Here is a 15,214-nt window from a genome sequence, read left to right as displayed (position 1 = left end):
CGCCGGCAGGCTGTTCTGGGGACCTTGGGGGCTCCCGGAGCGGTTCCGCCGGCTGCATAAGAAGAAAGGGTTGGAATCGTGACGACAGCGTCTTCGGCGGACCATCCGACACGCCGTGATTTCTTATTCGTTGCAACGGGGGCAGCTGCAGCAGTAGGGGGCGCAGCCGCGCTCTGGCCCTTTATCTCCCAAATGAATCCTGATGCGTCGACCATCGCCGCTGGTGCGCCGATCGAGGTCGATCTCAGCCCGGTTGCCGAGGGGCAGGACATCAAGGTGTTCTGGCGCGGCAAGCCGATCTATATCAGCCACCGCACCAAGAAGCAGATCGACGAGGCGCGCGCCGTCAACGTGGCGAGCCTGCCCGATCCGCAGTCCGACGAGGCCCGGGTCAAGTCCGGCCATGAGCAGTGGCTGGTCGTGATCGGCATCTGCACCCATCTCGGCTGCATCCCGATCGCCCATGAAGGCAATTACGACGGGTTCTTCTGCCCCTGCCATGGTTCGCAGTACGATTCGTCCGGCCGCATCCGCCAGGGGCCCGCGCCCGCGAACCTGCCGGTGCCGCCGTACCAGTTCGTTTCCGACACCAAAATCCAGATCGGCTGAGCTTCGGGCCCTCGTCCGAAGCTTCGCGCCGTCTCGTCGTATTATTTCCTCAGGATCGCATCATGAGCGGACCATCCGACTACCAGCCGAGCAATCCGGCCCTGCAATGGATCGAGCGACGTCTGCCGATCCTCGGCCTCATGCACTCCTCCTTCGTGGTCTATCCCACCCCGCGCAACCTGAACTATTGGTGGACCTTCGGCGCCATCCTCTCCTTCATGCTGGGGATCCAGATCCTGACCGGCGTGATCCTGGCGATGCACTACACGCCGCATGCCGACCTCGCCTTCAAGTCGGTCGAGCTGCTCGTCCGTGACGTCAATTACGGCTGGCTGCTGCGCAACATGCATGCCGTCGGCGCCTCGATGTTCTTCGTCGCTGTCTACGTCCACATGCTGCGCGGCCTCTATTACGGCTCCTACAAGGAGCCGCGCGAGGTGCTGTGGATCCTTGGCGTCATCATCTACCTCCTGATGATGGCGACGGGCTTCATGGGCTACGTGCTGCCGTGGGGCCAGATGAGCTTCTGGGGCGCCACCGTCATCACCAATCTGTTCTCCGCCATCCCCTATGTCGGCGAGAGCATCGTGACGCTCTTGTGGGGCGGCTATTCGGTCGGCAACCCGACGCTGAACCGCTTCTTCTCGCTGCACTATCTACTGCCGTTCCTGATCGCGGGCGTCGTCGTGCTCCACGTCTGGGCGCTGCATGTCTCCGGCCAGAACAACCCTGATGGCGTCGAGCCCAAGACGGAAAAGGACACTGTTCCGTTCACGCCGCATGCAACCATCAAGGATATGTTCGGCGTCTCCTGCTTCATGCTGCTCTACGCCTGGTTCATCTTCTACATGCCGAATTATCTCGGCGACGCCGACAATTACATTCCGGCGAACCCGGGCGTGACGCCGCCGCACATCGTGCCGGAATGGTATTACCTGCCTTTCTACGCGATCCTGCGCTCGATCCCGAACAAGCTCGCGGGCGTGATCGGGATGTTCTCGGCGATCATCATCCTGTGCTTCCTGCCCTGGCTCGACGCCGCCAGGACGAAGTCGTCGAAGTACCGTCCGCTGGCCAAGCAGTTCTTCTGGATCTTCGTCGCGGTCTGCATCCTGCTCGGCTATCTCGGCGCGCAGCCGCCGGAAGGCATCTATGTGATCGCCGGCCGGGTCCTGACGTTCTGCTATTTCGCCTACTTCCTGATCGTGCTGCCGCTGCTCTCGCGGATCGAGAAGCCGCGTCCGGTGCCGAACTCGATCTCGGATGCCGTCCTGGCCAAAACCGGGAGCAGGTCGACGCCGATGGTGTCGAGCGCGATCGTGCTTGCGCTGGCGGGCGCGTTGTTTGCGGGCTCAGCCGACAGCGCGCGCGCCTCCGAAGGCAGCGACAAGCCGCCGGGCAACAAATGGTCGTTCGCCGGTCCGTTCGGCAAGTACGATCGCGGCGCATTGCAACGCGGCCTGAAGGTCTACAAGGAAGTCTGCGCCAACTGTCACGGCCTGTCCTACGTCGCCTTCCGCAATCTCGCGGAAGCCGGCGGTCCCGGCTATTCGGTCGCGCAGGCTGCAGCCTTCGCCTCCGACTACAAGGTCAAGGATGGTCCGAACGACGCCGGCGACATGTTCGAACGCGCGGGCCGGCCGGCGGATTATTTCCCCTCGCCATTCCCGAACGAGCAGGCGGCGCGTGCGGCGAACGGCGGCGCGGCGCCGCCGGATCTGTCGCTGATCACCAAGGCGCGTTCCTACGGCCGCGGCTTCCCGATGTTCATCGTCGACTTCTTCACCCAGTATCAGGAGCAGGGTCCGGACTACGTCTCGGCGCTGCTCCAGGGCTTTGAGGACAAGGCGCCCGAAGGTGTGACCATCCCGGAGGGCTCCTACTACAACAAGTACTTCCCGGGCCACGCCATCAAGATGCCGAAGCCGCTCAGCGACGGCCAGGTCACCTATGACGACGGCTCGCCGACCACTGTCGCGCAGTATTCCAAGGACGTCACCACGTTCCTGATGTGGACCGCCGAACCGCATATGGAAGCGCGCAAGCGCCTCGGTTTCCAGGTGTTCATCTTCCTGATCATCTTCGCCGGCCTGATGTACTTCACCAAGAAGAAGGTCTGGGCAGACTCGCACTGAGGGGCCCGAGGCGAGAATGAAGAGGCCCCCGCAAGGGGGCTTTTTTGTTGGGCACGAGAGTGTGTTGTCAGGCGCGATTGCCTATCGCCCGCTCAAACGCCAAAATGCCGCCAACCGCTCCCCAAAAACTCGTCGGAGGACACCATGGGAACCGCCATCACCTTCAAGCGCCCGGACGGCAAGGACGCATCGGGCTATCTCGCCAATGCCGCGCGCGGCAACGCGCCGGGCGTGGTGGTGATCCAAGAATGGTGGGGCCTTTCGGACCAGATCAAGGGCCTCTGCGACCGCTTCGCGCTCGCCGGTTTCGATGCGCTGGCGCCAGATCTCTACAAGGGCAAGGTGGTGCCGTATCATGACACCGACGCCGCCGGCAAAGAGATGAACTCGCTCGACTTCATGGACGCCACCACGCAGACGGTGCGCGGCGCCACGCAATATCTGTCGCGCAACGGCGCCAAGGTGGGCCTGACCGGCTTCTGCCTCGGCGGCGCCGTCACCATCATCGGCGCGGTGCATGTGCCGGAGCTCGCCGCCGGCGTGGTGTTCTACGGCATCCCGCCAGAGCAGGCGGCCAAGCCCGCCGACGTCAAGATCCCGCTTCAGGCCCATTTCGCCAACAAGGACGATTGGTGCACGCCGGAGCTGGTCAACGGTTTCGAAAAGGCCATGAAGGCCGCCGGCAAGTCGCTGGAGCTGTTCCGCTATGACGCCGAGCACGCTTTCGTCAACGAGCAGCGCCAGGCCGTGCACGACCGGGAAGCCGCCGAGCTCGCCTGGGGCAGGGCGACGGAGTTTTTCAGGAAGCATCTGGGGTAGGTGTGCTGCGCCAGTCGCGCTACCATTTCAGTGTCGCCCCGGCCTGGTGCGCAATTGCCCGGCCTTCGCCGGGACGACTGTGGTGATCGGCGTTGAGCAGCCAGCCCAGCCAGCCTTGACGTCGTCCCCGCGCCATGGTGAGTATCCGCCCATGAGCACCGCCGTCCGCCCATCCCGTCTTTGGTGGCGCACCTCCTGAGAGGTGGCCGGTGCGATTTATTCTCCCAAAATCGTCTGAGGTCGCCCACGCAGTGCGGCGGCCTGATCGTTTGTCCTGTGTGGCGTTCCCTCGACAAGTTTCGTAAGAGGACCCCATGAACAGGACCGTCTTTGCCCTTCCGGCTCGAAGCGACTACGTGACCCGCGCAGGGCTTGCGATCACGCGCGTGGCGGAACAGTTTTCCGGCGGCGCCAACCGGCTCGACGATCTCGTCAGCCTGCTCGACCGTCGCCGCGGCGTGGTGCTGTCGTCGGGGACGACCGTGCCCGGCCGCTACGAGAGTTTTGACCTCGGCTTCTCCGATCCGCCGCTCAAGCTCGAGACCACCGGCGTCAATTTCAAGCTGGAAGCGCTGAACGCGCGCGGGGAGGTCCTGATCGCCTTCCTTGCGGATGTCTTGCGCGAGCCCTGCGTCGTGATCTCCGAGAAGACGCCCACGCGCCTTGCGGGTCATATCGTCCGCGGCGAAGCCCCGATCGACGAAGACCAGCGCACGCGGCGCGCCAGCGTGATGTCGCTGGTGCGCGATCTCGTCGCCGCTTTCTCCGCCAATGACGACGGCGTGCTCGGCCTGTTCGGCGCCTTCGCCTACGACCTCGTGTTCCAGATCGAGGACCTCGTGCAGAAGCGCGCGCGCGAGAGCGACCAGCGCGACATCGTGCTCTACGTCCCCGATCGCCTGCTCGCCTATGACCGCGCCACCGGCCGCGGCGTCGTGCTCACATACGATTTCGCGTGGAAGGGCAAGTCCACCGCGGGCCTGCCGCACGAGACCGCCGAGAGCCCCTACCTCAAGACACCGCGCCAGGGTTTTGCCGATCACGCCCCCGGCGAATATCAGGCCACTGTCGAGACCGCGCGCGCTGCCTTTGCGCGTGGCGATCTGTTCGAGGCGGTGCCGGGGCAGCTCTTCGCCGAGCCCTGCGACCGCTCGCCGGCGGAAGTGTTCCAGCGGCTCTGTGTCATCAATCCGTCGCCCTACGGCGCGCTGATGAATCTCGGCGAGGGCGAATTTCTCGTCTCGGCCTCTCCGGAAATGTTCGTGCGCTCGGACGGACGCCGGGTCGAGACCTGCCCGATCTCGGGGACGATCGCGCGCGGTACCGATGCGATCGGCGATGCCGAGCAGATCCGCCAGCTCCTGAACTCCGAGAAGGACGAGTTCGAGCTCAACATGTGCACCGACGTCGACCGCAACGACAAGGCGCGCGTCTGCGTTCCCGGCACCATCAAGGTGCTGGCGCGCCGGCAGATCGAGACCTATTCAAAACTGTTCCACACCGTCGACCATGTCGAAGGCATGCTGCGTCCCGGCTTCGATGCGCTCGACGCCTTTCTCACCCACGCCTGGGCCGTCACCGTCACTGGCGCACCAAAACTCTGGGCGATGCAGTTCGTCGAGGATCACGAGCGCTCGCCCCGCCGCTGGTATGCCGGCGCGATCGGGGCGGTGAATTTCGACGGCAGCATCAACACCGGCCTCACCATCCGGACCATCCGGATGAAGGAGGGCCTCGCGGAAGTGCGTGTCGGCGCCACCTGTCTGTTCGACTCCGATCCCGCCGCCGAGGACCGCGAATGCCAGGTCAAGGCCGCGGCCCTGTTCCAGGCGCTGCGCGGCGATCCGCCGAAGCCGCTGTCGGCCTTTGCGCCCGACGCCACCGGAAGCGGCAAGCGGGTACTGCTGATCGACCATGACGACAGCTTCGTCCATATGCTGGCCGATTACTTCCGCCAGGTCGGCGCCGACGTCACCGTGGTCCGCCATGTGCATGCGCTCGACATGCTCAAGCAGAAGCGGTGGGATTTGCTGGTGCTGTCGCCAGGGCCGGGCAGGCCCGAGGATTTTGGGATCAAGAAGACCATCGACGCGGCGCTGGAGGACAAGCTGCCGGTGTTCGGCGTCTGCCTCGGCGTCCAGGCGATCGGCGAGTATTTCGGCGGCGAGCTCGGGCAGCTCACGCATCCCGCCCATGGCCGGCCCTCGCGGGTTCAGGTACGTGGCGGGCGGCTGATGCGCAATCTGCCGAACGAGATCGTCATCGGCCGCTATCACTCGCTGTATGTCGAGCGCGACAGCATGCCGGAGGTGCTATCCGTCACCGCCAGCACCGAGGACGGCGTCGCCATGGCGCTCGAGCACAAGACCCTGCCGGTCGCCGGCGTGCAATTCCATCCGGAATCGCTGATGTCGCTGAGCGGCGAGGTGGGCTTACGAATTGTCGAGAACGCGTTCCGCCTGGATGCGTCGCGCTGATTGAGAGGCACCATGACTTTTGACCATGATCTGAAGGCGAGCGTCCGCACCATCCCGGACTATCCGAAACCCGGGATCTTGTTCCGCGACATCACCACGTTGCTCGCAGATGCGCGTGCGTTCCGCCGTGCGGTCGACGAACTCGTCAATCCCTGGGCCGGCAACAAGATCGACAAGGTCGCTGGCATGGAAGCGCGCGGCTTCATCATCGGTGGCGCGGTGGCGCACCAGGTTTCGGCCGGCTTCGTGCCGATCCGGAAAAAAGGCAAGCTGCCGCACACCACCGTGCGGATCGCTTACTCTCTCGAATACGGCATCGACGAGATGGAGATGCATGTCGACGCCATCCAGCCGGGTGAGCGTGTGATCCTGGTCGACGACCTCATCGCCACCGGCGGCACCGCGGAAGGTGCGGTGAAGCTGCTGCGCCAGATCGGCGCCAATGTGGTCGCCGCCTGCTTCATCATCGATCTGCCCGATCTCGGCGGCGCCGCCAAGCTGCGCGCGATGGACGTGCCGGTGCGCACGCTGATGACGTTCGAGGGGCACTGAGGGCACGGCACGGCTGGCGACGTTCAGATCGGCTCGGCCTTTAGCTCCGACAGCCAATGCAGCATGCGCTCTTTGAGGAGCGCATTCCTGACATAGTCGCTCGCCTCATCTTTCAGCCGCTCGCATTCGCCGAGTGTCAGGCCTGCCTCACCGTGCATGTTCCACGCAGTCTGGAGTCTACGGCAGGTGTGGCTACCCTGGCGCAGCGAGAACCAGATGCGATTCTGGATTGTCTCGAGGTTCGAGGCTTGGCCGACCCAGGCCTCGCCCGAGGCCGCGCAGCGGACGACGTAGATGCCGGCAACGGTCTTCCGCTCCTTATAGGCGGCGATTGCTGCTTTACGGTCGATGCTCACGGTGAAGAGGCCTTGCTGAGGAACGATGGTGCGTACACTCAGTAACCGCAACGTCGCTGGGCGTCAATATTATCCGGGTAAAATATTCAGGACCGTTGCAGGATCAGGCTGAGCTCGAGTTCGCGGAAGGCGAGGTAATTGCGCCGGGTCCATTGGTGCAGCTCGGTCGAGGCATCCTTCTCCTGGCGAAGATAGCCGGTGAAGGAGAAATTCAGGCGGCTGATATAGGTCTTCAGGAATCCGGGCAGCGCCGGCAGGCGCAGCAGCCGGCCGCCGGCCATCGCTTCCGGCAGCTCGCCGCGCACGATGTGCTCGTTGTCCACCGTGATCAGGTTGATCCGCGGGATCTGTTCGCGCAGCATCTCGTGGGCGCGGGCCGAGACGCGGTCGGTGTCGGCGACGAACAGGATCATCGGCGCGACGTGGCGGCGCGCAGCCTCTTTCAAGAGGCCGATCTCCTCCGTCATCTTGAAGAACTCGTCAAAGGCGTGGAAGCCGAGGTCGATCACCTTGGCAAGCCCGTCATCGACGATGACACGATCCATCAGCTGCATCTTGCCGTAGGTGTCGATCACGTCGGCGGTCTCGGTGATCGTTGGCAGATAGTCGAGCAGCGACGGCTCCTTCAGGTTGACGTCGAAGGCCACGACGTTGCCGTTCTTGAGCAGCAAAAATTCGCTCAAAAGCCGCGCCAGCAGGGTCTTGCCGACCTGCGGGCGGGGCGAGCAAATGATGTAGAGGGGCGTTGCGGACATCGATAGCTATATCAGTCGAACTTGGCGACCAATCCAGCCGTATCCGCCCGGCTTGCGCAACTATTTTTCGCTGTTGCGGGCCCCGGATTTCGTCGAGCCGACGATATCGGTCAGCCGGATCCGATCGAACTCACTCCAGACGTTCGCCAGCCAGTGTCGGACATAACCACGCAGCACGAAGGAGTAGTTGGCGGCCTCGTCGTTGACGCCCTTGTTGGCGACGAATTTCAGGAATGGGACGGAGGACACCTCGACCTGCTCATAGGCCATTTCGTTGAGCTTGGGGATGGTCAGCTCGGTCGCGTCCTTGATGCGGTTGAAATACGATTGGTAAGTCGACTGATCCCACTGGAAGAACTGAGTATCGTTGATGAAGTTCTTCACCAGGAAATATTTCGCGCCGCCCATGAAGCCCGCGGTCTCGGCGATCTCGTCCAGCGAGGCGATCGAGGGTCCGAGGATGTGGAACACGGCAAAGGTGATCTGGCCGGCCTTGGCGGCGTCGAGGAATCCGATGTCGCGCAAGGAGGCGAGCGCCGGCGAGAGCAGGCCGGCCCGGACGTCGATCACGGTGACCGACGGGCTCGTCGCGTTGAGCGTATCGAAGATCTTCATCTGATCCGACGTCGTCGTCATGTCGACGATCTCGGTGATGTCAGGATGGAAGCGCTTCAGGGTTCCGCGCGGCGATTCGGTGTCGAAAGCGCGCGTCGGCACGTTGTTGGCGGAAAAATAATCGAGCAGGGTGCGCGACACCGTGGTCTTGCCGACCCCACCCTTGTCCGCGCCCACCACAACCACTGCCGGCTTTGCCATTGCTGTCCCCTAACGCGCGCCCCCGATCGCGAGGTTGCAATCGGACGGGCCCCAAATCGATGTCGCAGACATGTCCCAAGTCTGCTGTTGGGCGCGAACATGGCAGAAACAAGGGAGAATTCAATTCCGCAGGGCCCAGTTATGGCAATTCCCGAGGTTTTTCCCAAGCACGACGAATCCTGCCGGGCATGGCGTCAAATCACGCTCAATGGCGGCCCCAAGGACCCAAGGAATTGCCCAAGGGATTGCTTACTCGATTGCCTATCGGGTTGCTGCTGGCGGTTCCGGCGGAGCTGGGTGCGGGCAGGGGCGGCGGACTGGCCGCGCCGCCTACGTCGTTCCAGGGCCCCTGGCGCGGTGGCGGTCGGACGCCCTGCTGGTCGGCTGCGTGTCTGGCTCCTCGGCCTCGTCGGCGGAAAGCGGCAGCGGGCCGGGATCATGGCCGCCGGCGAACTTGACCAACGCGTCGACTCGCGACTGCACCGAGGGGTGGGTCGCGAACAAATCGGCAAAACCCTCGCGCGGATTGTCGACGCAGAGCTCCATCACTGCCGAGGTTGCGCCCGGCAGCTCGCCGCGGTTCTCGATCTTGCGCAGTGCCGAGATCATGGCGTCCGGATTTTTCGTCAGCTCGACGGAGCCTGCGTCCGCGAGATATTCGCGCGAGCGCGACAGCGCGAGCTTCACCACCTGAGACAACAGCCAGGCCACCACGATCAGCACGACCGCGATGATGATGACGATCACCGCGCCGCCGCCCGAACTCTTGCTGTCGTTCGACGACGAGGACGATCGTGACGAGGAGGAGCCCGACGACCACGAGCCGCCGGAGCCGGAGCTCCAGCTGAAATTCGTGAACAGGCGGAAGAACAGTTCGCCGAAGAATCCGACCACGCCCGCGATGATGACGGCGACCACCATGAGCTGCACGTCGCCGTTCTTGATATGGGTCAGCTCGTGACCCAGCACCGCCTCGATTTCCTGGTCGTCCAGCGCATTGAGGAGACCGGTGGTGACGGTGACCGAATATTGCCGCGGGTTGAGGCCGGTCGCGAACGCGTTCAGCGCCGGGCTTTCCATGATCTTCAGCTTCGGCATCGTGATGCCGCGCGAGATGCAGAGATTTTCAAGCAGATTATAGAGCCGCGGCTGCTCCTGCCGGGTGACGTCGTGGCCGCCGGTCACCGCATCGATCATCGACTGGTGGAAGAAATAGGCGATCACGATCCAGGTCGCTGCCACGACGGTCGCAACCGGTGCGGCGACTTTCAGATCATAGAAGGCGCGTCTCAGATAATGGAGGACGGTCTCGTCGCCATTGATGACGGCTTCGGCGATCAGCGCGCCGGCATAGACCAGCACGTAGACCAGCGCGAACAGACCGGCGAGCAGGAGCATCGAACGAAACTTGTTCGAGGCGATGTGCGTGTAGAGACCATACGCGGCCATGACGCGATGCCCTGCCGGCCTATCGGCTCAACTCAGAATTTCACCTGCGGCGTGGCCTCGACCTCGGTGCGGCTGGCGCCGAGATCGAAGAAGTCCTTTTTGGTGAAGCCGAACATGCCGGCGAACAAGGCTGCCGGCATCTGCTGGATGCCGGTGTTGTATTCCTGGACCGCGCTGTTGAAGAAGCGTCGGCTGGCCGCGATCTTGTTCTCGAGATCGGACAGCTCGCTGGCGAGCTGCTGGAAATTGGCGTTGGCCTTGAGGTCGGGATAGGCCTCCGACAGCGCGATCAGTCGGCCGAGCGCGCCGGAGAGCTGGGTCTCGGCCGCGGACACCTGCGCCGGTCCCTGCGCCGACATCGCCGAATTGCGCGCCTTGATGACGTCGTCGAGCGTGCCGCGCTCATGCGAGGCATAGCCCTTCACCGTCTCGACCAGGTTCGGGATCAGATCGTGGCGCTGCTTGAGCTGCACGTCGACGTCGGCAAAGGCCTGGCCGACGCGCTGGCCCAGCGCCACCAGCCGATTGTAGGCGGCGAAGGCAAAGAACACGAGGACGACGATAACGCCGAGAACGATCCAGCCGGTCGACATGGAGAACTCCTGAAGGGGGAAGAAGGCGGGCGCTAGGGTAGACCAAATTGACGCCGAGCGAGAGCCCGGTACAGACGAGAGGTAAGACTTGGTCGGATGAGGGACTATCCGAGTTCAAGGCGAAAGCGCCGGAGCAGGTTAACTTTCGGACAGGATGGCATCACCCCAGCGCCAGCGGCGGGCGCTTGCATAGGCGACCTTGTCCCGCCGTGGGACTTTGGCGAGTTCGACGCCTTGCTCGGTGCAGAGCTTTGCCGTGATCTCGGCCTTGCCGAGATCCGGCGGCGCCAACACGCGCGCGGCGCGGGTGGCGGGAGGCCTACGGGTTAGCGCCACGTAGATGAATCGCTCGTCCTCGAACGGCACCTCGGCGCCCTTGATTTGGCGGTGAGCCTGCGAGCGCGGCAAGCGCTGGGAGAAATGGCACCAGTCGGGCGCCGTCAGCGGACACGGCTTTTCGTGCGGGCAGGGTGCGGCGACATAGGCGCCCGCCGCGATCAGTTGCTGGCGCAAGGTGAGGATGCGGGCGTAGCCGGCGGGCGTGCCGGGCTCGATCACGACCAGCACGTGGCGCGCTTTCGCCCACATCGCTTCCGCGAGCTTGCGTTGATCGCCCTCGCTGAGCTCGCCGATGACATAGCTCGCGACGACGAGATCGGCTTGCGAAACCTCAGCGAGGTTCGCGCCGGCATCGCCCGGCAGATAGCGGCAATTCGCCAGACGCGTGCTGTCGCGCGCCAGTTCGAGCGCGAGACGGCTCAGCGTGGCGTTGGCATCGAGCAGGGTGAAGGATTGCAGCGACGGAAAAGCTTCCGCAGCGGCCCAGCTCGCGGTGCCCGGACCTGCGCCGACGTCGAGCAGCGTTTCCGGACCGAGGTCCGGTGCGACCTCGGTCAGCGCATTCAGACTTGCCGCCACCGCAGCGTAGGTCGCCGGCATCCTCGCGAGCGCATAGGCGAGCGCATCGGCCTCGGACTTGATCGTGCCCGAGCCGCCCCCTGCACGATAGGTGGTCGAGATTTTCTGCGATCGCTGCGCAGCGTCGGTGCGCGAGAACCCCTGGAGCTTGCCGTCGAGGGCCGCTTTCAGTTCGGCGGGGAGGGTGGGTGAGATCATCATTCGTGGTCATCATCCGCTTGCGCGGATGACGACGTCAATGGGTGCGTGACGGGAGCGGACTCACGCCACGTTCTGGTCGAGAATGTCCACCGCCTCTTGCAGGTTCACCGACACCAGTTGCGAGACCCCGCGTTCGGCCATGGTGACGCCGAACAGGCGGTTCATCCTCGCCATCGTGATCGGGTTGTGGGTGATGATGATGAAGCGCGTGTCGGTCGAGGCGGTCATCTCGTGCAACAGGTTGCAATAGCGCTCGACGTTGTGGTCGTCGAGCGGCGCGTCGACTTCGTCCAGCACGCAGATCGGCGAGGGATTGGTGAGGAACACCGCGAAGATCAGCGCCATCGCGGTCAGCGCCTGCTCACCGCCGGAGAGCAGCGATAGCGTCTGCGGCTTCTTGCCCGGCGGCTTGGCGATGATTTCGAGGCCGGCTTCAAGAGGGTCATCGCTCTCGATCAAATGCAACGCGGCTTCGCCGCCACCGAACAGCTCCACGAACAGGCGCTTGAAGTGGTTGTTGACGACCTCGAACGAGGTCAGGAGCCGCTCGCGAGCTTCCTTGTTGAGGCTCTGGATACCCTGGCGCAACCGCTTGATGGCCTCGACGAGGTCGTCGCGCTCGGTGACCAGACCATTATGCTGGGTCTCGACCTCGCGCAGCTCTTCCTCGGCGCGCAAATTGACCGCGCCCAGGCGCTCGCGATCGCGGCGCATCTTTTCGAGGTCTTCCTCGATGTCGTGCAGCGGCGGCAGCTCGGCGCCGGGCTCGATCTCGGCGAGCCCGGCAACGGCCTGCGGCTCGACTTCGAGCATGTCGCGGATCTCGCGCTCGATGTCATCGAGCCTGCGCCGCGCGCTTTCCATGCGCTCCTCGGCGCGGGCGGTGGCCTCGCGCGAGCTCGACAGCGCCTCGAGCGTCAGCTTGGCGACGCGATCGGTTTCGGCCATCGCGGTTTCCGCGCTGGCGAGCGCGTCGGCGGCCATGCGGCGGTCGTTTTCGGCATATTCGATCTCGGTGATCAGCGCGCTGCGCTTCTCCGCGAACACGGCCGGCGCGTTCTCGAGATCGCTGCGCTCGATTGAGACTTCGGCGATGCGCGCCTGGATGGTGTCGATGTGGGAGGCCGCGCTCTCCTTGCGGTTCTGCCACTCGGTGCGTTCGGCGAGGATCGCCTGCACGCGGCGGTCGGCCAGCTCGGCTTCGCGCGCCAGCGCCTGTGCCTCGGCCCGGACCTGGGCGGCCATGCGACGATGACCTTCGATGTCGCTGCGGACAGCGGCGAGACGGGTTTCGGTGTCCTCGCTCGACGGCAGCTCGGAGATCCCGGCTTCGGCGTATTCGTAGGCGGCTTCGGCCTCGGCGCGGTCGGCGGCCAGACGGCTGTGCGCTTCCGACAGCGTCGCCTTGCGTGCAGCGTGGCGGCTGATCTCGCGCTCGACCGTGGCATGGCGCTCGCGCGCGACGTTGAGTTCGCGCTGCGCAGCGCGCCAGGCTTCGCGGCTCGCACCTTCGGTGCTGGCGGCCATCTGCAGCTCGGCCTCGGCGTTCTCCAGCGCCTGACGCTTGATCTGCGCGTCGATGCGGGCCTGCTCCAGCTCGTTCTCGATGTCGATGAGGCGGGCGCGCTCGGCAAGCCGCCTTGCTGCGCCGGTCGGCGCGTGGGCGGCTGCGACAAAACCGTCCCAGCGCCAGACGTCGCCTTCGGGCGAGACCAGCCGCTGGCCGGTCTTGAGCTGCGAGACCAGCTCGGCGCCGCGCTCGCGCGGCACCACGCCGATCTGCGCCAGGCGGCGGGTCAGCTCGGCCGGGGCCTGCACGTGGCTGGCGAGAGGCACGACGCCTTCGGGCAGTTCCGGATCGCCGTCGGTGACGCCGGCATTGGTCCAGCGCATCGGCGCGGACGGATCGACCGGGGCGTCCAGATCGTCCCCAAGGGCTGCGCCGATCGCCTTTTCAAATCCCTTGTCGACGGTGATGCCGTCGATGATCGGCGGCCACAAATTCTTGGTCTCGCCGTTGAGGATCTTGGAGATCGTGCGCGCCTCGGTATCGAGCCGCTGCACGCGCTTGTCGGCTTCGACCAGCGGCGAGCGCGAGGATTCCAGCGTCTGCCGCGCGGCGACGTGCGCGGCTTCGCTGGCCTGAGCGGCGGCTTCCGAGGCCGCCAGCGTCTGCTCGGCGCTCTCGACCGTCGCGGTCAGCTCGTCGAGATCGCCGAAGCCGCCGGTCTCCTCGGTGAGCTTCTGCTCTTCCGCCGCGACGTTCGAAATCTCCTGGTCGAGCCGGGCGAGCTTGTCGCGGTGGGTGCGAACGTTGGCTTCGAGTTGGTTGCGCTTGGCGGTGAGGTCTGCGAGCGCGGTGGTGAGCTCGGCGAACTGCTGCTCGGTTTCGGTCAGCACCGCCTCGGCTTCGGCGACACGCTCGTCGACGCCGGAGCGCTTCTCAACGCGCGACTTGATCTCTTCCTTCAGCTCGGCATCTTCGGCGTCGAGGCGCTGCAGCGCGATATCGGCGTCCATGGTCTGCTGCTGGGCGCGCGAGATGTCGCCTTCGAACTGCGCGAGGCGCCGCTCGAGTTCCGCGACGCGCTCCTTGGCGCGCTCTTCCTCGCGATCGAGCAGCTCGCGGGCGTTGGTCAGGCGCTGCAGCCCCGCTGCGGCGCGCGCTTCGGCATCGCGCAGCGCCGGCATTTCGGCGGCGCGAATCGCCTGGATGCGAGCGGCCTCGGCCTGGTGCTGGGTCCGCTCGGCCATCTCGCGGACCGCGAGATCGTGGGTCTGGCCGGATTCGTTGACGTCGGCATGGGCGCCGATCCAGCGCAGATGGAACAGGGTTGCTTCGGCCTTGCGGACCTTGGCCGCAACTTCGCGATAGCGCACGGCCTGGCGGGCCTGCTTCTTGAGGCCTTCCATTTGCCCCGCGAGCTGGCCGATCACGTCCTCGACGCGGGTGAGATTGGTTTCAGCCGCCTTGAGCCGCAGCTCGGCTTCGTGGCGGCGGGCGTGCAGGCCGGCCACGCCGGCGGCGTCTTCCAGCACGCGGCGGCGCTGCTCGGGCTTGGCCTGAATGATCTCGCCGATCTTGCCCTGGTGGACGAGAGCCGGCGAGCGCGCGCCGGTGGCGGCGTCGGCGAACAGAATCTGCACGTCGCGGGCGCGCACGTCGCGGCCGTTGATGCGGTAGACCGAACCGGCCTCGCGCTCGATGCGGCGGGAGATTTCCAGAAGCTGGCTGTCGTTCATCGCCGCCGGCGCGGTGCGATCGGAATTGTCGATCGTCATCGTCACTTCGGCGTGGTTGCGCGCGGGGCGATTGCCGGAGCCGGCGAAGATCACCGCGTCCATGTCGGCGGCGCGCAGCGACTTGTAGGAGGTCTCGCCCATTGCCCAGCGCAGCGCCTCGACGAGATTCGACTTGCCGCAGCCGTTGGGCCCGACCACGCCGGTCAGGCCGGGCTCGATGACGAAGTCGGTGGCCTCAACGAAGGACTTGAAGCCGTGAAGGCGCAGGCGGGTGATTTTCATAAGCACGCA

At 65.0% G+C, this 15,214-nt stretch carries 11 protein-coding genes and 1 pseudogene; 5 read left to right on the top strand and 7 right to left on the bottom strand.

Going from position 1 to position 15,214, the window contains the following annotated elements; genetic code table 11:
• Positions 1–78: 78 nt before the first annotated feature.
• The 5 genes from petA to IVB54_RS29265 all read left to right on the top strand — a co-directional run bounded on the left by petA (position 79) and on the right by IVB54_RS29265 (position 6,592).
• Entirely contained in the window at positions 79–609 is a 531-nt protein-coding gene (gene petA / locus IVB54_RS29285; protein WP_026232845.1) for a ubiquinol-cytochrome c reductase iron-sulfur subunit, read from the top strand.
• Between the two features lie 62 nt (positions 610–671).
• Entirely contained in the window at positions 672–2,744 is a 2,073-nt protein-coding gene (gene fbcH / locus IVB54_RS29280; RefSeq protein WP_018454938.1) for a cytochrome b/c1, read from the top strand.
• A 144-nt stretch (positions 2,745–2,888) separates the two neighbouring features.
• Positions 2,889–3,563, top strand: a complete 675-nt coding sequence (locus IVB54_RS29275) for a dienelactone hydrolase family protein (protein ID WP_008134159.1) — start codon at positions 2,889–2,891, stop codon at positions 3,561–3,563.
• Positions 3,564–3,877: 314 nt separating this feature from the next.
• Positions 3,878–6,040: an anthranilate synthase component I gene (locus IVB54_RS29270; protein ID WP_018454937.1), complete on the top strand. Its 2,163-nt coding sequence runs from the start codon at positions 3,878–3,880 to the stop codon at positions 6,038–6,040.
• Positions 6,041–6,052: 12 nt separating this feature from the next.
• The gene (locus IVB54_RS29265) at positions 6,053–6,592 is read left to right on the top strand and encodes an adenine phosphoribosyltransferase (RefSeq protein WP_007595035.1); all 540 of its coding nucleotides are present in this window, start codon (positions 6,053–6,055) and stop codon (positions 6,590–6,592) included.
• Positions 6,593–6,615: 23 nt separating this feature from the next.
• Here IVB54_RS29265 and IVB54_RS29260 read toward each other — a convergent pair whose 3' ends face one another.
• From IVB54_RS29260 to smc, 7 genes and pseudogenes are all read right to left on the bottom strand, one after another.
• Positions 6,616–6,948, bottom strand: a complete 333-nt coding sequence (locus IVB54_RS29260; protein ID WP_018454936.1) for a GIY-YIG nuclease family protein — start codon at positions 6,946–6,948, stop codon at positions 6,616–6,618.
• A gap of 86 nt (positions 6,949–7,034) precedes the next feature.
• Positions 7,035–7,703, bottom strand: a complete 669-nt coding sequence (locus IVB54_RS29255) for a hypothetical protein (protein WP_018454935.1) — start codon at positions 7,701–7,703, stop codon at positions 7,035–7,037.
• Between the two features lie 60 nt (positions 7,704–7,763).
• Positions 7,764–8,519, bottom strand: coding sequence for a hypothetical protein (locus IVB54_RS29250; RefSeq protein ID WP_018454934.1), 756 nt, complete (start codon positions 8,517–8,519; stop codon positions 7,764–7,766).
• A 205-nt stretch (positions 8,520–8,724) separates the two neighbouring features.
• Positions 8,725–9,968: pseudogene (locus tag IVB54_RS29245) on the bottom strand (M48 family metallopeptidase).
• Positions 9,969–10,000: 32 nt separating this feature from the next.
• Positions 10,001–10,561, bottom strand: a complete 561-nt coding sequence (locus tag IVB54_RS29240) for a LemA family protein (RefSeq protein ID WP_085352637.1) — start codon at positions 10,559–10,561, stop codon at positions 10,001–10,003.
• Positions 10,562–10,699: 138 nt separating this feature from the next.
• Complete coding sequence (locus tag IVB54_RS29235) at positions 10,700–11,680, bottom strand: small ribosomal subunit Rsm22 family protein (RefSeq protein ID WP_018454932.1); 981 nt, start codon at positions 11,678–11,680, stop codon at positions 10,700–10,702.
• 60 nt (positions 11,681–11,740) lie between these two features.
• Positions 11,741–15,205, bottom strand: coding sequence for a chromosome segregation protein SMC (smc, locus tag IVB54_RS29230; RefSeq protein ID WP_018454931.1), 3,465 nt, complete (start codon positions 15,203–15,205; stop codon positions 11,741–11,743).
• Between the last annotated feature and the right edge of the window lie 9 nt (positions 15,206–15,214).

Source organism: Bradyrhizobium sp. CW1 (assembly GCF_023100665.1).
Taxonomy (GTDB): domain Bacteria; phylum Pseudomonadota; class Alphaproteobacteria; order Rhizobiales; family Xanthobacteraceae; genus Bradyrhizobium; species Bradyrhizobium canariense_D.
Note: the sequence above shows the minus strand (reverse complement) of the source record. Positions and strands in the feature narration are given on the sequence as shown.